We start from the raw sequence: 16692 nt of genomic DNA, 5'->3' as shown, positions 1-16692 counted from the left end.
CCTGAATCCGGCATGGATACCCTCAGAGAACTCATCAATATTGGTATCGGCAGAGCAGCAGGGATACTGAATGAATTGGCCCAGTCCAGGGTGATTCTTGAAGTGCCGGTGGTTGAACTGATACGCATGGAAGAACTCAGTAGCCATGCAGCATCACTTAACGGATCTGTTACGTCAGCAGTGAGAATTACTTTCAACGGATATATAACCGGATCTACAGCACTGGTCTTCAATACAGAAGGAGCTGCCGCCCTCGTTTATGCTATCACAGGAGAAGAGTTCGAAAAACCGGAACTGGATGTGATGATGGAAGAGACACTGAAAGAAGTAGGCAATATCTGCATCAACGGTGTGATGGGATCCATCGGAAATATCCTCCACGAACGAATCACCTATACACCACCCCGATATGAGAAAGGGACTGTCCAGTCTCTTTTCAAAAACATTGCAATTGACGGGCAGATGCTTGTCATTATCGTAAATACACGGTTTCGGGTCAGCCAGATAGATGTTGACGGCTACATTATGATGCTTCTTGAATTTTCATCTCTCGAAAAAATTCTCACCAAAATAGGACAATCAGAGGGAGTTGCATCATGACAGTGATTTCCGGTGAGACTATCTGGAACATCCTTGAATACCTCCCGGTTGGAGTCTGTATCATCGACAGGGACTACACAGTCCATTTCTGGAACTCCTGTATGGAACAGTGGACTGGAAAAAATAAGGGTGAACTAACCGGAATGGATCTCAGAGAGTATTTTCCCCGGATAAAAAGAGCCTCCTTCCAGGACAGACTCGGGAACATATTCACCGGCAGTCCCCCTGTCACATTTTCATCACAAATCCACTCATATATCTTTGACGCCCGCCTCCCGGACGGAACCATGCAAAAACAGCAGACAACAGTACTGCCACTAGAGCATCCTTCAGGATATTACGCGATGTTTGTCTGTGAAGACGTGACAAGTCTGACGGAGGAAATAAAGGCATACCGTGAGATGAGAGATACCGCACTCATTGAAATGGAGAAAAGAGAGAAAGCGGAATATGACCTTAATGTAGCAAACGAAGACCTTCTCGCCTATGTATCTGAAGCAACGGTACGGCTGAAAACACCAATCTCCCTGATTGAAGAAAGTCTCAGGGAAATTCTGCGTGAAGCTGAATGGGGAGACTGCGACACAGAAGAGATGAAAACCATCGTGAAACTTCAGATACAGGTGGCATCTACTGTTGTTGAAAACCTCCGGGAGCTTAATGAAGCGATCATAGCCGGAAAGACAGAGATCCCTAAAGCATACAGGAATATGATTCAAAAATGAACCGGATTACTGCGGAAAAACTGGACGAAGGGGATTCATTTCTGGTACTTTCATCAGCATCCACACTGAAGGAGAATAATATTCGCCTTGTAAAAGAAGTTCAGCTCCTGAAATACCGTATAATCATGATTACCTTCAATCAGCCGTCACCCATCCTGAAACGGACGTATCTAAAGAACAACATTAACCTCGAGACTATAATCTTCATTGATGCAGTCTCAAAATACGCGCTTGGGACACTGCCAGAGGACATTGACCGTGCGGTATTCATCAACAACCCACGGAATCTCACAAATCTCAGTGTAGCAATCAGCGAGATGCTGAAAGAATTTGCAGGCATAAAGGTCTGCGTCATCTTAGACAGCATCAGTACTATGCTTATTTACCTTTCATCCGAAGATATCTCCAAGTTTTCCCATTTTATGACAAGCAAACTGGCAATTCTTGGCATGCCAGGATTCTTCGTTGCTGTTGAAAATGGCCTCAACCCGGTACTGATGACACATCTTTCCACTTTCACTGACGAAGTTATTGATTTTACGCTTCCTGCTGAGGACTGATGCATGGGGTGGCATCTGCCTTACATGCAGAACCAAACCAATACTTCATTATTATTCATGTGAAATACCTTAAGAAGAGACTGGATACCATGGCCATACCTGATGAAGAGTTTTTACTCAAAACCACATCTGCGTGTGCAGGGTGCCCGTCATCCCTCATTCTGCGCTATGTGACAAAAGCTGCAGGAGCGGATACGGTGCTTGTAATCCCGGCATGCTGCACCAGCGTGATACAGGGAGTCTACCCCACAACCGCGATGAATTTGCCCGTTTACAATGTCGCATTTGCTTCTGCTGCCGCTGTTGCATCAGGAATGAGCGAGGCATTCCGTGCAGAGGGAAAAAAGACAAACGTAATCTGCTACGCCGGTGATGGCGGCACGATTGATATCGGCATACAGGCACTTTCCGGTGCACTCGAGCGAGGGACTGATTTCCTCTATATATGCTACGATAATGAAGCATACTCAAACACCGGTATGCAGCGCTCCGGCGCAACCCCACTGGGTGCAGTGACCACCACCACACCGGGGGGCAAAAAAGACCACAAAAAAGATCTGGACGCGATTGTGGCAGCACACAATCCGGTGTATCAGGCAACCGCCTGTGCCGCCTACCCACAGGATCTTTACAATAAGGTGGAAAAGGCACTCTCCATTCCGGGTCCAAAATTCATGCACATTCTCGCACCATGCCCGCCAGGCTGGCGCTTCCCCTCAGAAAAAACCGTTGAGATGGGAAAACTTGCCGTGAAGGCAGGTCTCTGGGTGTTGTATGAACGCGAGAACGGTAAACTCACCATCACCGGAGCCTCAAAGGCAGCGATGAAGAAGCGCATCCCGGTAGAGGACTATCTATCCGTACAGGGACGTTTCAGGAAGATAACTGCTGAAGAAACAGCAGAGGTCCAGAAAACGGTCGAGGATACAATTGCCCGTCTCCAGCGGGAGGTTGATGGAATATGCTAACATTCGGAACAGGCAACAAAGCGGTGGCAATGGCAGTCAGGGACGCAAAACCTGTTGTTGTTGCAGCATACCCCATTACTCCGCAGACAGAGATCGTTGAAGAGATTGCAAACTTTGTAACAGAAGGCTCCCTTGCCGCACGCTACATCCCGGTTGAATCAGAACATTCATCCATGGCAGCCTGCATTGGTGCTGCAGCAACCGGCGTGCGGACATTTACCGCAACCAGTTCACACGGACTGGTCTACATGTGCGAGATGATGCATATGTCAGCAGGGGCCAGACTCCCGATAGTGATGGCGAATGCTAACCGTGCACTCGGCCCCGGGTGGAATATCGGTGCAGAACATTCAGACTCGATATCAATGCGTGATACCGGATGGCTGCAGGTCTATGTATCTACCGTACAGGAAGCATATGACGCCACCCTGATGGCATTCCGGATTGCAGAGCATACAGATGTACTCCTTCCGGTAATGATCAACCTTGACGGATTCCTGTTGACACATATCACCCAGACATTTGAGACTGTTGAGCCGGGTGACTTCATACCGCCAATTGCAACCCCCCACGCTATTGACATCAATAATCCCGGCGGATACGGCACACTGACACCCGGAAATACACACTTTAAGTTCCGTCATGATATCGAACGTGGAATGCAGGCATCCATCCCGGTAATTGTTGAGACAGAAGCTGAATTTTCACGCCGCTTCGGACGTGAATACCACCTGTATGAGGAATACCGCTGCGAAGATGCAGATGTGGTCATCATTGCGATGGGCACACTCGGAAAAGAGATGGAAGTCGCAGTTGATATTCTCCGTGAAGAAGGAACCCGCGCCGGCGCGATTCGTATGCGCTGGTTCCGACCGTTCATTACCCCTGAACTCAATGGTAAAGACGTGGTTGTCATTGACCGTGACTACTCATTCGGGTATGGCGGTGTACTTGCAGGTGAACTGCAGGCAAAATCCGGTTGCCAGCCATTCAGTGTGATTGCAGGGCTTGGCGGACAGGAAGTGACCTATGATGATATTGCAGAATTTGTCAGGATACGACGTCCGGGCACAGAACACTGGTTTGGGGTGGATGACTGATGTTTGAAATACGCCTTCACTCACGTGGTGGACAGGGCGGAGTAACCGCAGCAAAACTGATAGCATATGCAGCGTTCCTGGACGGAAAATATGCCACAGCAACACCTCTTTACGGTGCTGAACGCCGTGGTGCACCAGTGGTATCGTTCATCCGTATTGATGACGAACCCATCCGGATCTACTCACAGATTAGAAACCCTGACCTTGTCATCGTCCTTGATGAATCCATAATGCAGCTGGTGGATGTTCTGAATGGAATAAAACCGGAGGGAAAAGTTTTCATCAACAGCCAGGGAGGGACAGAGGTGGAAGGGCACCAGACCTACCCGGTTGACCTGACCAGCATCTCCCTTTCCCTTGATCTGGTGCTTGCCGGAAACCCGATTCTCAACACGCCACTCATAGGCGCCATTGCAAAAATGGGAATTATATCACAGGATTCGGCAAAACAGGTTATTGCGGAAACATTCAGGGACGAACGAAATGTTGAAGCGGCACTGCGTGCCTACGAGGAGCTGAAGATATGAGCGCAAAACTGGCAATCTCCCGTCCAGGAGAAGGAGCAGCAGGAAAAACAGGAACATGGCGGACCTTCAGACCGGAAATTGACCTGGAAAAGTGTAATAAATGTGGCCTTTGCCGCCTGTATTGTCCTGACGCAGCCATCAGTGTCGATCTCGTTATTGACCTTGATTACTGCAAAGGGTGTGGGATATGCGCTGAAGAATGCCCGAAAAAGGCCCTCACCATGATACGGGAAGAAGACTAAACACCATTTTTATCTTTTTTTCCACAGTTCATCCATATCACCTGCTCACCTTCAGGTACCCTGGATGACAAAACCTTTTTTTGCTATCCCTTATCGGTATCCTTCAATATAGCAGTTACGCCTGTATATCACTTCATCCAGTGGGATTCATGCAATAGAACAGATACCGATAGAAGGTATAATAGCAATGACATCCTGAACCATACCATTATGGGATAAAAATAAATAGAGAGCACAATACTACGTGCATTGATCAGAATGCCATCTCACTACACCTACCTGCTCTTAATCACCCTCCTGTTATGTCTCTGCTGCACAACCCAGGTAATGGGGGAAACAGCAGACGTGCTATCTTTCTATGATATCTATCTGGATGTTAACGGAGCGGCCATATTTTTTGATGATGAATACATGGGTCAAATTTCAAACGGAATGCTGACAGTTCGTGTCGTATCTCCTGATAAAAGACCATACTATCAAGTCAGTGCCATAAATAATGGATATCGAACCATTACAGAAGATCTTCCGGAAATTGCCGGTGATATGCAGCACAGATCCGTTTTTCTGTCCCTGTCCCCATTGATATCAAAAAACGGAAAGCTCTCTGTATCATCATCCCCCTCACAGGCAAAACTCTTTATTGATGAAAAAGAGCACGGAATAACCCCACAGACAATAACAGGACTGGAACCTGGGACATACAGGATAAAACTTATCTTCCAGGGGTATGAGACATGGTCAACAAATGCAGTTGTTTCCGGAAATGCTACCTGTAATATATACGCATGCCTTGAAAAAAAATATAAATCCGGAATTCTTTCGGTTAATTCCAACCCTGATGGTGCTGATATTTACCTGGACAAATGGAAATATGGTATAACACCCATGAGGACTGGCGGCATTTCGACAGGTTCACACCTCATTGAGATTAAAAAGGAAGGGTACATAGATCTTGCGAAATCAGTCAATGTCACAGAAGGCATAGTAACACCCGTAACATTCTCCCTCATATCAATCGAAGAGCATAATTTACAAGAAGAAGAGAAACTCAGAAAAGAACAAATGAATAGAACAGGTACCCTTTCTTTCATATCATCACCCTCAGGGGCAATAATATTCATTGATTCGATAAGTCAGGGGGCCACACCAAATACCGTAACTGACCTGACCCCGGGTGCACACCAGGTGGAACTAATGTATGAAGGATACCAGGAGTATCAGGGGTCAGTGGTGCTCTCACGAGGAGAAAAAAGATCATTTAATATTACAATGCAGCGCCTCCCAGACCCTAAATTTGCACCCGCATCTGTTTTCCCTGCGATTTTCTCACTGCTTGTAGCTGCTCTGTTTGTCACCCACAAGTGGTACAGGAAAATGTAAGATTATTGGGTATCTGCCGGACCGTCACGGTCCGGAATATACTCCAGATCAAACCGGAAAAAATGGGTATAGTCACAATTTTCACAGTGGGTTGAAAAATTTCTGCATCCAATTATCAGGCGATGCGGCCCGGTGACATGACATTTTTTGCACGTCGCATCAGACAGGAGATCCCATACATCATAGCACTCGACAGGAGCAAATTCGCCGGGTGAGGCCGGTTCTTCAAACCGCGGGACAAATATTCGTGTTGCCCCGCAATTTGAACAGACAACCTCTGACCGTGAAGAAGAGGCAGTGATCTCCTGATCAACCAATTTGCCACAGTTGTAACAGGTGGTCGGATATCGCATCCGGATGAAATCCTCTGTCATACGAGGAAATATACATGCACGCTATAAATAGCTTCCCGGCAGGGGAGTGAGAACGGGATCCAAAAAATTCAGAGACGAACGAAAAGTGTTTGATTTACAATTAAGACATAAATATCAGAAAAAATCCTAGGATTACTCTTCATTATTCCCTCACATGCATTCTGCTACGATGATAAATATGAACAGCATAATGAACACAAAAAGTCACATGCCACCCTCAACAATCAGATCCATGCACCATCGGTTGGGGTAATTATCATCCCAAAATTTTCTGAAATACCAGCATAATTCAGTTTTTAAAAGAGAGAAAACCTCATAAATAAAGAATATTCATCCTTCTGCCAAATTTTAGGGGACACATCCTCAGATTCACAAAGGCCATGAAAAACCGATACAGTGTGCTATACTGTGCGTTTCCCAAATAAAAAATAAAAAATAAAAATATTATGGGTAGTGATTACATCATGCCAGGTGGCATTCCACCCATGCCGCCCATTCCACCCATGCCGCCCATTGCAGCCATCTCTTCAGGTGAAGGACCACTGCCGGCGCCGGAGGAGGCGATGACATCATCAATACGCAGAATCATCACAGCAGCCTCAGCTGCGGATGAAATAGCCTGGGTCTTTACACGCATTGGCTCAATGACACCTGCAACAAGCATGTCAGTAGCCTTTGCTGCAAAGACATCAAGACCAGCGGTCTTGCGGCCTGCTTCGTGCTCAGAGCGGAGCTCTACAAGCATGTCAATGGGGTCAAGACCTGCATTCTCTGCAAGAGTGCGGGGAATGATCTCAAGTGCTGCTGCAAATGCTTCAATTGCAAGCTGTGCACGACCACCGACAGTTGCTGCGTACTCACGGAGGCGCAGGGAAAGCTCAATTTCCGGTGCACCGCCGCCAGCGACAAACTTCTTGTCTTCCACTGCAACAGAGACAACACGGAGTGCGTCTTCCAGTGCACGGTCGAGTTCATCGACAACGTGTTCTGTGCCACCGCGGACAATGAGGGTCACTGCCTTCGGGTTGATACAGTCAGTCACAAAGATCATCTCCTCTCCGGAGACCTTCTTCTCTTCAACACGACCTGCTGCACCGAGTTCAGACGCTTCAATTGCATCAATGGAAGAGACAACAGATGCGCCGGTTGCACGGGAGAGCTTGGTCATGTCAGATTTCTTGACACGGCGGATTGCGAGCACACCTGACTTTGCAAGGTAGTGCTGTGCAATATCATCAATACCCTTCTGGCATACGAGGACATTTGCACCGGAGCTGATGACCTTGTCAACGATTCCACGGATCATCCTCTCTTCTTCGTCAAGGAACATCTGGAGCTGGTCCGGGCTGGTGATGGAGATCTCTGCGTCAACTTCAGTCTTCTTGTACTCGACCGGAGCATTGAGAAGCAGAATCTTTGCGTTCTCGACAAGCTTTGGCATGCCGGGGTGGACACGTTCCTTATCGATTACAACACCCTCAATGATTTCAGAGTCATTGATTGTGCCGCCGACCTTCTTCTCGACCTTGATGAAGTCCATGTCAACGGTATTGTCTTCGTCAGCGACCATAGTGACAGCGCGGACGACAAGTTCACAGAGCTTTTCCTTTGCAGCCTCTGCCCCTTTGCCGGTCATTGCGGTGTCAGCGATCTTTCTGAGCATCTCAATATCGTCAGCTCTCACATCAATTGCAATCTCTTTGATCAGTTCCTGTGCCTTGTCTGCTGCGAGGCGGTATCCGTGTGCAATGACGGTGGGGTGAACATCCTGCTCGAGGAGATCCTCTGCACGCTTCAGGAGTTCTCCTGCGACAACAACTGCGGTTGTTGTTCCGTCGCCGACCTCATCGTCCTGGGTCTTTGCGACTTCGACCATCATCTTTGCTGCCGGGTGCTCAATGTCCATCTCTTTGAGGATGGTCACACCATCGTTTGTGATGACGACATCACCGATAGTATCAACGAGCATTTTGTCCATGCCTTTAGGACCGAGTGTGGTGCGGACTGCGCCTGCAACGGCCTTTGCGGCTGCGATGTTAGAGCTCTGTGCATCGCGGCCACGGGTTCTCTGGCTGCCTTCTTTCAGAATGAAAATCGGCTGGCCTCCAAGATTTGCTGCCATAATTATCTCCAAATGCGATATAAAAAATGGTTTGTAGTTCTATATATAAGTTCTCAATCATCGATCAGATGTATGAGGTCTGATCCGGATTCAAGGGACTCAAATTTAGACTCTCCGATAATTAGAGCAATACCCACCCTCTTTTGCTTATTGTAACCTTTTATGACACAGATCGCACGCGAATTTGTGATGTCCGAGAGATTGGCTATAAGGGCTGCCCGCCGCATCACTTTCTGCGCAGCCCCGCAAACAGTGAGAATGGTATCATCGCCATAGAACGCAAGACCCTCAAAGGGCGCATTCCGGGTACTGAAGTATTCCACCCCAATTCGGCTGAAACCGGAAGGTAATTCCTCAGGATGTTCAGTAACACCTTCTTCAAACGGATTTGAGTGAGAAAGGAGATCAATCGCTTCTACGAGTGCTGTATCAAATATTTCTTCCATCCGACAGGCAATATCAAGGGTCGTACCCATCCCGCTTTCGTACTTTGAGATGGTCCGCCGGGAGACACCAAGAGATGAGGCAAGATCACCCAGTGACATCCGGGATTCTTCCCGCAGATTCCTGAGAAGGTCCCCGTTGATATTCACATAGAGACCGCCCGGCTGCGCGTAGACGAGCGGCGGAACCTCTTCTACAAGGGAATCATAAAGTGTCATCGCACTTGTGGAGACAATACCGTACCGGAGGTATACTGCACCCCGCTCGAGTTCGGTGTCTCGGGCCTTTTCACCGACAACAAGTGGTTTCCCCTTGAGAAAGTGTGCAATTGCCGCCAGTTCATGAGCGATCTCCTCACCCATACTATCGATGTGCACCACTCCCTTGATGACAAGAATTTCATCACCCCGCCGGGCAATCAGATCAAAACTCCGGGGGCGCATCCCACACCGTTCAGACACAGCATATCCCGCCATAATGAGAATACTTGTGACTGTCTGGAGTAAACGTTCATATGACATCTGGCTATAAACTGTTATAGCCGCGAACTGCATATAAAGAGTGGCATTTATGCTTATCGGGATTGATGATACAGATTCACCGGCAGGGATGTGTACGACCTATCTTGGAGCTGTGCTGATATACCGGCTCAAAGAGGCAGGAATCAGTGTAACCGGTCAGCATCTCATCCGCCTGAATCCCAATGTAATATATAAGACACGAGGGAATGCAGCCATCTGCATTGAGGCAGAGGGAAACACAGACGAGGCATTCCGGATTGCTGCAGCGTGCATCGAAGAACTGGCTGAATTCGATGAGAAAAAGACAAATCCCGGCCTTGTAGTATCTGTTACAAAGTTTCCGGTGTCGTTCTATCTTCAGGCAGTCACTGGATTCTGCACCATCGAAGAGGCAGAAACGGTCTGCAGGGCGGCAGGAGCACGGGTGAAAAAATGGAAGAACGGAAGAGGCATCATCGGGGCTACTGCCGCAATTGCAGCAAAGCAGGCGGATATGACCTGGGAGCTTCTCACATACCGCGATCCTGCAGACAAAGGAGAACGGAGTGTTGAAACAGATAGTCTCTTTCGCGCAGAAGAGGAGACGTTCCCCCATACCTGGGATACAGTGGATACACAAAATAACTGCATCGTCTGTTTCCCCCATACTCCCGATCCTGTCATCTTCGGCATCAGGGGAGAATCTCCGGAATGGGTGAAAAAAGCTCGTGGATATGTATGCTCCCAGAAACCAATTCTGGAAGTCATCTACCATACCAACCAGGGAACAGATGCCCATCTCCTGGAGGGAACCATCGCATCTCTTGTTGATGGATGCTCATACCGCCTCTCAGGAGTAGTTGCAAATACGCCGGAGACAGGGCGGGGAGGACATGTCTCATTTCTCCTCAGTGATGCCTCTGGAGGGGTTCGATGTATGGCATACGAACCAACCAAAGGATTCCGTGACATCATCCGCAGTCTTGCGCCGGGTGATGAGATCACAATCTGCGGCAGTTACAAAAATGAGAGCATCAACCTGGAAAAGATCCGGGTTATCACCTGCCCGGAGATTGTCAGACAACGTCCACCCCTCTGCCCCACCTGCGGGAAGAGAATGAAAAGTGACGGCGTAGATAAAGGGTGGAAATGCCGCCGGTGTAAAACACGGGCGGATGAACCGGAAATAATCCATGAACCCCGGACAATATCACCCGGCTGGTATGAAGTCCCGTCGTCTGCACGACGCCATCTGGCAAAACCTCTCTGCCGTGGCATACCTCCAAAATAATATTCCGGACTAATTTTTTCAGAATTATAGGTTTCCGGCATTCACTATTTGCAACCGGAATAAAAAAAATATTTTTCAGAGAGCGTAAGCACTGAGGCCCAGCTCTTCTAATTTTTCCATTGTTGGTATGCCGTCTTCATCCCAACCACGTTCTTCATAATACACTGGCATCATCTCAGTCAGATGACTCACTGTGCCTTTGGAAGGTCCCGCATGGATTGGATCATTCAGCAGCCGTGGTGGAAGCGTATCATCTACCTTTGTATAGCCTGCTTTCATGATGAAGAGACGTTCCAGGTTGTAAATCCGCTCACCAATTTTCATGAAATCATCTGCGGTATAGGTGACACCGGTTGCTGCCGTGAGCTCGGCTGCAATATCGTCACCGCCGATCGCAAATGAGGTAAAGAGACAGGTACCTGAGGCAGAGAGAGCCGCTGTTAAATCCTGGAATACCTTCAGGATCTGGGGTTTCCCCTCGGTCGTGGCCGGATCCATCTTCATCGGAAGGCCAAGCACTTCAGGAGAGATGGTATATCCCCTGACATGACAGCCGCCACGGTTTGAGGTGGCATACTCAAGGCCAATACCCTGAATAGCACGCGGGTCATAGGCAGGCATCTCCTGTTTCTTCACGGTCATCGAGAGTTCCGCATGACCATAGGAATCTGCAAGCCGGTATGACCCTTCGGCGAGGTTATTTCCGAACCCTTTCCGATATGCTGTTGCTTCTACCATCTCAACCATGGCATCCGCATTTCCAAACCGCAGATCAGTGCCTGTTATTGTACTGTCAATAAATCCTCTCTGATTGAGTTCCATCGCACAGGCAATGGTGCTTCCCATCGTAATGGTGTCAAGACCTAATTCATTGCAGAGGAAATTTGCCTTCAGCACTGCATTTACATCAGATACGCCACAGTCAGAGCCAAAGGCCCATGTCGTCTCATACTCCGGGCCCTCACCGGAAGATGCAAATTTGCCATGTGCCTTTTCGACACGCCCACAGCCAATCACACAACCGGCACATCCTTTTCCATGGGAGAGATTCTCTTTTGCCTGGGTCTCACCGCTTATCTTCTCTGCATCCGGATCATATGACTCCTGCCAGTTGTGGGTGGGGAGCCCTCCCACTTCATTGATGATATTGACGAGCACATTTGTCCCGAACGCCGGAAGACCACCAGATGTAACCGGGTTTGCAAATATTTTAGCACGGCCATCCTGAATAGCTTTAAGGAATCCGGCCTTATCTGCTATCTTTACACCACCAGTTCCGCGGACCACCAGTGCCTTGAGGTTCTTAGAACCCATCACCGCACCTATACCGGTCCGGCCGGCAGCACGATGTTTATCATTAATAATTGCGGCAAACAGAACCAGATTTTCACCTGCAGGCCCTATACAGCTGACCTTTGCGTCAGCGTCTGTCTCTGTGAGCAGAATATCCGTTGTATCAGGAACATTTTTGCCCCAGAGATGGGAAGCATCACGGATCTCAACACTGCCGTTATTGATGAATACATAGACCGGCTTTTCGGACTTTCCTTCAAAAATAATCATGTCATACCCGGCATACTTTATTTCCGGGCCAAAATATCCACCGGAATTAGATGCTGCAAGGGTATCATTCAATGGTCCTTTTGCAATGATGTCATGGCGGCCGGTAGAGACACCCATCGTGCCGGTCAGAGGTCCCGTTGCATAAATAAGCTTGTTCCCAGGTCCCAGAGCATCGATTTTTGGGTCCACTTCGTCCATGAAGTACTTTGATCCGAGGCCCCTTCCTCCGATATACTCATTTGCATCATCTGTTCTCAGGGGTTCTTTTTGTACTGTGCCCTCCGTGAGGTTGATACGGAGCACAGTGCCTGTCCAGCCATTCATTATTTATTCCCCTCCCCTATTGCTGCAGCCATTTTTGCTGAGAATTCATACTTTTTTTTGCTCACTGCCGCATCTGCAGGCACGTACTCGATGGCATGTGTCGGGCAGTATTTCGCACATTCAGGATCTCCGCCACATAGATCACACTTCATCGGTGTCTTTGTGACCGCATTGTACGCAATATTGCCAAACGGACAGGCCATCTCACACATCCTGCATCCGATACATTTCTCACTGTTAATGGTGACGACACCACTCTCAGTATTCTTCACCAGTGCACTGGTCCTGCATGCTGCGACACAGGCAGGGCTGTCACACTGGAAGCAGGTCATCGGGATGGTAACTCCCATTTCAAACCGGTATACGGTTATTCGTGATTTCGAGGGTCTGAATTCCCCTTCGTGGGCAAGGGAACAGGCCAGTTCGCATGTTCCGCAGCTGATGCACTTTTCAGGTGCAATCATCAGCAGTTTTCTGGCATTATCCATCGGATTTCAACTCCTGTAACGGATCTTAAATCAGATCATTACAAGTCACCAATGACCTGAGAACGTAATTAAGGTATTCATGAGCGCAATAAAAAATACGACCAATATTCAAATGAATTCAAAAATAAGGGCAAATTTGATCAATAATTAAATATTTACATACTCAGTTAGTTAATGGAAAATAGTATTTGAATTGTGAATAATTCACTCATCATCATGAAATTTTCATGCGCTTTGCCTCATCACGTTTCCGGCAGTGTGGACATATTTCAGATACCTCTACTCCACAGGAATCTACCTTCTCAAGCTGTTCTTTGGTTGCGAAATATTCACCACATGAAGTGCACCGGACAAGCCTGAATTCACGACCCCAGATCTCACGAATATTCCCTTCTTCACGGACCTTAATTGCACCTGTCGGGCAGACCTCTGCACAGGCAGCACATCCAAGACACCCCACAGGTGGTTCGTCAAAGGGGGGAATGATGGTGCGGTCCCACCCCCGCCCGGCGAACCCCAGGCAGTTATTGCCGAGTGCAGCACAGGCACGAACACACCGCCCGCATCGTATACAAAGATCATCATGCTCTGCAACAAACCGTTCATCCAGTGGTTCAACCCCATACTCACGGGCAAGATCCTGCAGGATGGTTGCCTGCGGGCACCGGTTCAGGTGGAGACGGATCACTGACCGGCGTGCATCCATTACCCGTTCCGTGTTGGTAAATACCTCCATCGGCCCACGGACCGGATACATGCAGGAGACCGCAAGCTTTCGCTTCCCACGTTCGACAACTTCCACCTGACAGAGGCGGCAGTTCCCGTCCGGCGGGAGGGCTTCATGATGGCAGAGCGTAGGAATTTCAATGCCCAGTTCTTTTGCCGCTGAAAGGATCTTTGTACCCTTTTCCACGGCCACTTTCCTCCCGTCAATGGTTATCTCAATCAACTCAGTCATTGGAATTCCCCCGTTCAATCAGAATGGCATTAAACCTGCAGGCATCCACACAGGATCCACAGGTGATACATAACGCATGGTCCACCACATGCACCTGTTTTTTCTCACCGGATATGGCATTCGCCGGGCAGACCCGTGCACACATCCCGCATCCGGTGCAGGTCTCCGGATCGATTGAAACCGCATACAGGCCGGAACATACGCCCGCACGGCAGAATCCTTCCTTCTCATGTTCCTCATACTCCTCAGGGAAGAATTTCATCGTCGAGAGAACAGGGTTCGCTGATGTCTGGCCCAGACCACAGAGTGATGTGTCACGCACAGATTCTGCGATTTCACGCAGTAGAGCAACATCACCCGGACGTGCTGTTCCTGATGTCAGGCCATGGAGAAGCACCTGCATGGCATGCAGGCCTTCCCGACAGGGAGTACATTTGCCACAGCACTCACCTACAAGGAAATCAATGAAATACTGGGCTACATTGACCATGCAGGTGTGGTCATCCATGATGATGAGACCACCAGATCCCATCATGGCTCCTGCCTCTTTCAGATGATCAAAATCTACCGGTGTGTCCAGCTTTGACGCTGGCAGACATCCCCCTGAAGGACCACCTGACTGCACTGCCTTAAATTCACGATTGTTCATCACCCCGCCGCCAATATCAAAGATAATTTTCCGTAGGGGGGTTCCCAGTGGCACTTCAACAAGGCCACTGTTTTTTATCTTCCCGACAAGTGAGAAAACCTTTGTCCCGCTATTATTTTCAGTCCCGATTCCTGCATACCATGCTGCACCATTGAGGATGATACGGGGAATGTCAGACCAGGTTTCGACATTATTGAGCACTGCAGGCGCATCCCAGAGCCCTTTCTCTGTAGAACGGATGTATTTCACCCGAGGCACACCGGCCATCCCTTCTATGGATGCCATCAGGGCGGTTGATTCTCCACAGACGAAGGCACCGCCACCACGGGTGATCTCAATATCAAAATCAAACCCACTTCCGAGGATATCTGTTCCAAGCAGGCCAAGACGCTGTGCCTCAACAATTGCCCTCCTAAGATTAGATACCGCCAGAGGATACTCATCGCGGACATAGATATAGCCGTTCCCCGCCCCGACAGCCCAGGCACCGATGATCATTCCTTCAATGATACTGTGCGGGTCACCTTCCATGAGACTACGGTTCATGAAGGCGCCGGGGTCGCCCTCATCTCCATTTGCAACCACATACTTCTTCTCAGATTCAACAATCCGGGCAGACTCCCATTTCGTTCCGGTTGGAAAACCACCGCCACCACGCCCCCGCAGACCGGATTTGATGACTTCATCAACAACCTCTTTTGGCGAGAAAGAGAGAGCTTTCACAAGGCCGGAGTAGCCATCCTCACGAATATAGTCATTGATATCGGTCGGATCAATATGCCCGGTCCGCTGGAGAACAATTCTTTGCTGGTGGGTATAAAATGGGATTTCCCCTTCGCTTTTGCATCGTTTTTTTGTGGCCGCATCCCGATAGAGAAGACGTTCCACAGATTCCCCCTCACGTATTGTCTTCTCAAAAATCTCAGGGACGTCATCCGGTGTAACATGCTGATAGAAGATATTCGCCGGGTCTATCTGCACAATCGGCCCATTTTCACAGAATCCGTGGCATCCGGTGGTGTCGGCTGCAAAGTCCACACCAATTGTCATGCCATGGTTTTCTGCTTCTCTGACAAACGCATCATAAACCGCCTGGCTTCCACTCGCAATGCATCCGGTTCCTGCACAGACGCGGACACGAACAGGGGCGCCACCCCCTTTTGGTGGGAGTGATACACGATATTCTTCCAGTGCACGTGGATTATTCAGTTTCATCTTCTCTGACCTCCTGTATAATGCAGGGGACATCTTTCACCCTGACTTTCCCAAAGACACGACCATTTACAGTAACCACCGGTGCAAGCGCACAGGCGCCCAGGCAGTTCACTGTCTGCAGGGTGAACATACCGTCTTCAGTGGTCTCTCCGTTTTTAATTCCCAGTTCCTTCTCAAATGCCTTCATAACTTCAGGGGAACCCCTGATGTGGCAGGCTGTCCCATTACACATTTTGATGACATTCTTTCCGAGAGGAACAAGGCTGAGTGCCTTATAGAACGTGGCAACACTGTATACCCGACTCTCAGGTACATCCAGATAGCAGGCAACTGACCGCATCACATCCACAGAGATATAATGCTCTTTTTCCTGGATGTCCTGCAAAATTGCAAGCAAATAGCGGGGATCTTCAGGATAGGAGGAGATTATTGATTCAGTAAGAGATTCCGTATATCATCACCTTATACAATCTACTTTGTTGCATGATGGCCACACATTAATCCTCCCTTCATGTCACACACAGTATATTAAAATTCACTCGCTTTAATCTCACACATGCTGCTGTATATCAGGGATACATAAAAAAAGATCGGGGTAACAATTATCACCCTTCCTTTCCACTACCCAATCAGCCATCTGATGGCTGTGATTTGGATGAACC

17 protein-coding genes are annotated in these 16692 nt (G+C 48.6%); 9 read left to right on the top strand and 8 right to left on the bottom strand.

Features of this window, described 5'->3' with window-relative positions; all coding sequences use genetic code 11:
• Positions 1-12 precede the first annotated feature (12 nt).
• The 8 genes from L0665_RS08865 to L0665_RS08830 all read left to right on the top strand — a co-directional run bounded on the left by L0665_RS08865 (position 13) and on the right by L0665_RS08830 (position 6102).
• Positions 13-600, top strand: coding sequence for a chemotaxis protein CheC (locus tag L0665_RS08865; protein ID WP_274925324.1), 588 nt, complete (start codon positions 13-15; stop codon positions 598-600).
• Positions 597-1325: a PAS domain-containing protein gene (locus tag L0665_RS08860; protein ID WP_274925323.1), complete on the top strand. Its 729-nt coding sequence runs from the start codon at positions 597-599 to the stop codon at positions 1323-1325. The genes L0665_RS08865 and L0665_RS08860 overlap by 4 nt, the downstream gene beginning before the upstream one ends.
• The gene (locus tag L0665_RS08855) at positions 1322-1885 is read left to right on the top strand and encodes a hypothetical protein (protein ID WP_274925322.1); all 564 of its coding nucleotides are present in this window, start codon (positions 1322-1324) and stop codon (positions 1883-1885) included. The genes L0665_RS08860 and L0665_RS08855 overlap by 4 nt, the downstream gene beginning before the upstream one ends.
• An 89-nt stretch (positions 1886-1974) precedes the next feature.
• Positions 1975-2853, top strand: a complete 879-nt coding sequence (locus L0665_RS08850; RefSeq protein WP_274925746.1) for a thiamine pyrophosphate-dependent enzyme — start codon at positions 1975-1977, stop codon at positions 2851-2853.
• Positions 2847-3953, top strand: coding sequence for a pyruvate ferredoxin oxidoreductase (gene porA / locus L0665_RS08845; protein ID WP_274925321.1), 1107 nt, complete (start codon positions 2847-2849; stop codon positions 3951-3953). Before L0665_RS08850 ends, porA begins: the two co-directional genes overlap by 7 nt.
• A complete protein-coding gene (locus tag L0665_RS08840) occupies positions 3953-4480 on the top strand; it encodes a 2-oxoacid:acceptor oxidoreductase family protein (protein ID WP_274925320.1) in 528 nt (175 codons plus the stop codon). The genes porA and L0665_RS08840 overlap by 1 nt, the downstream gene beginning before the upstream one ends.
• Complete coding sequence (locus L0665_RS08835) at positions 4477-4722, top strand: 4Fe-4S binding protein (protein WP_274925319.1); 246 nt, start codon at positions 4477-4479, stop codon at positions 4720-4722. Before L0665_RS08840 ends, L0665_RS08835 begins: the two co-directional genes overlap by 4 nt.
• Positions 4723-4980: 258 nt before the next feature.
• The gene (locus tag L0665_RS08830; RefSeq protein ID WP_274925318.1) at positions 4981-6102 is read left to right on the top strand and encodes a PEGA domain-containing protein; all 1122 of its coding nucleotides are present in this window, start codon (positions 4981-4983) and stop codon (positions 6100-6102) included.
• 2 nt (positions 6103-6104) lie between these two features.
• Here L0665_RS08830 and L0665_RS08825 read toward each other — a convergent pair whose 3' ends face one another.
• The 3 genes from L0665_RS08825 to L0665_RS08815 form a co-directional block, all read right to left on the bottom strand.
• Positions 6105-6476 (bottom strand): hypothetical protein, encoded by a 372-nt coding sequence (locus L0665_RS08825; RefSeq protein ID WP_274925317.1) that lies wholly within the window; start codon positions 6474-6476, stop codon positions 6105-6107.
• Positions 6477-6933: 457 nt separating this feature from the next.
• Positions 6934-8598, bottom strand: coding sequence for a thermosome subunit alpha (gene thsA / locus L0665_RS08820; RefSeq protein ID WP_274925316.1), 1665 nt, complete (start codon positions 8596-8598; stop codon positions 6934-6936).
• Positions 8599-8651: 53 nt separating this feature from the next.
• On the bottom strand, positions 8652-9563 hold the full coding sequence (locus L0665_RS08815) for a transcriptional regulator (protein ID WP_274925315.1): 912 nt from the start codon (positions 9561-9563) through the stop codon (positions 8652-8654).
• Between the two features lie 49 nt (positions 9564-9612).
• On the opposite strand from L0665_RS08815, the gene L0665_RS08810 reads away from it, so the two are divergent.
• On the top strand, positions 9613-10833 hold the full coding sequence (locus L0665_RS08810) for a tRNA(Ile)(2)-agmatinylcytidine synthase (protein ID WP_274925745.1): 1221 nt from the start codon (positions 9613-9615) through the stop codon (positions 10831-10833).
• A 75-nt stretch (positions 10834-10908) separates the two neighbouring features.
• On the opposite strand, the gene L0665_RS08805 is transcribed toward L0665_RS08810, so the two are convergent.
• From L0665_RS08805 to L0665_RS08785, 5 genes are all read right to left on the bottom strand, one after another.
• Entirely contained in the window at positions 10909-12720 is a 1812-nt protein-coding gene (locus L0665_RS08805; protein ID WP_274925314.1) for an aldehyde ferredoxin oxidoreductase family protein, read from the bottom strand.
• Entirely contained in the window at positions 12720-13208 is a 489-nt protein-coding gene (locus L0665_RS08800) for a 4Fe-4S dicluster domain-containing protein (RefSeq protein WP_274925313.1), read from the bottom strand. The genes L0665_RS08805 and L0665_RS08800 overlap by 1 nt, the downstream gene beginning before the upstream one ends.
• A 214-nt stretch (positions 13209-13422) precedes the next feature.
• Positions 13423-14166, bottom strand: coding sequence for a 2Fe-2S iron-sulfur cluster-binding protein (locus L0665_RS08795; RefSeq protein ID WP_274925312.1), 744 nt, complete (start codon positions 14164-14166; stop codon positions 13423-13425).
• The gene (locus L0665_RS08790; protein ID WP_274925311.1) at positions 14159-16030 is read right to left on the bottom strand and encodes an NADH-ubiquinone oxidoreductase-F iron-sulfur binding region domain-containing protein; all 1872 of its coding nucleotides are present in this window, start codon (positions 16028-16030) and stop codon (positions 14159-14161) included. Before L0665_RS08790 ends, L0665_RS08795 begins: the two co-directional genes overlap by 8 nt.
• Positions 16017-16457 (bottom strand): complex I 24 kDa subunit family protein, encoded by a 441-nt coding sequence (locus L0665_RS08785; protein WP_274925744.1) that lies wholly within the window; start codon positions 16455-16457, stop codon positions 16017-16019. The genes L0665_RS08790 and L0665_RS08785 overlap by 14 nt, the downstream gene beginning before the upstream one ends.
• Between the last annotated feature and the right edge of the window lie 235 nt (positions 16458-16692).

Source organism: Methanogenium marinum (assembly GCF_028912405.1).
Lineage (GTDB): Archaea > Halobacteriota > Methanomicrobia > Methanomicrobiales > Methanomicrobiaceae > Methanogenium > Methanogenium marinum.
The sequence above is the reverse complement of the archived record's forward strand: the minus strand, read 5'-3'. Positions and strand labels throughout refer to the sequence as shown.

Bases quoted from the DNA above. Each gene is read 5' to 3' on its own strand.
- L0665_RS08830 (WP_274925318.1), top strand. From the start codon at position 4,981: ATGCCATCTCACTACACCTACCTGCTCTTAATCACCCTCCTGTTATGT.
- L0665_RS08810 (WP_274925745.1), top strand. From the start codon at position 9,613: ATGCTTATCGGGATTGATGATACAGATTCACCGGCAGGGATGTGTACG.
- L0665_RS08805 (WP_274925314.1), bottom strand. From the start codon at position 12,720: ATGAATGGCTGGACAGGCACTGTGCTCCGTATCAACCTCACGGAGGGC.
- L0665_RS08850 (WP_274925746.1), top strand. From the start codon at position 1,975: ATGGCCATACCTGATGAAGAGTTTTTACTCAAAACCACATCTGCGTGT.
- L0665_RS08860 (WP_274925323.1), top strand. From the start codon at position 597: ATGACAGTGATTTCCGGTGAGACTATCTGGAACATCCTTGAATACCTC.
- thsA (WP_274925316.1), bottom strand. From the start codon at position 8,598: ATGGCAGCAAATCTTGGAGGCCAGCCGATTTTCATTCTGAAAGAAGGC.
- L0665_RS08815 (WP_274925315.1), bottom strand. From the start codon at position 9,563: ATGTCATATGAACGTTTACTCCAGACAGTCACAAGTATTCTCATTATG.
- L0665_RS08855 (WP_274925322.1), top strand. From the start codon at position 1,322: ATGAACCGGATTACTGCGGAAAAACTGGACGAAGGGGATTCATTTCTG.
- L0665_RS08835 (WP_274925319.1), top strand. From the start codon at position 4,477: ATGAGCGCAAAACTGGCAATCTCCCGTCCAGGAGAAGGAGCAGCAGGA.
- L0665_RS08790 (WP_274925311.1), bottom strand. From the start codon at position 16,030: ATGAAACTGAATAATCCACGTGCACTGGAAGAATATCGTGTATCACTC.
- L0665_RS08865 (WP_274925324.1), top strand. From the start codon at position 13: ATGGATACCCTCAGAGAACTCATCAATATTGGTATCGGCAGAGCAGCA.
- porA (WP_274925321.1), top strand. From the start codon at position 2,847: ATGCTAACATTCGGAACAGGCAACAAAGCGGTGGCAATGGCAGTCAGG.
- L0665_RS08795 (WP_274925312.1), bottom strand. From the start codon at position 14,166: ATGACTGAGTTGATTGAGATAACCATTGACGGGAGGAAAGTGGCCGTG.
- L0665_RS08825 (WP_274925317.1), bottom strand. From the start codon at position 6,476: ATGACAGAGGATTTCATCCGGATGCGATATCCGACCACCTGTTACAAC.
- L0665_RS08800 (WP_274925313.1), bottom strand. From the start codon at position 13,208: ATGGATAATGCCAGAAAACTGCTGATGATTGCACCTGAAAAGTGCATC.
- L0665_RS08840 (WP_274925320.1), top strand. From the start codon at position 3,953: ATGTTTGAAATACGCCTTCACTCACGTGGTGGACAGGGCGGAGTAACC.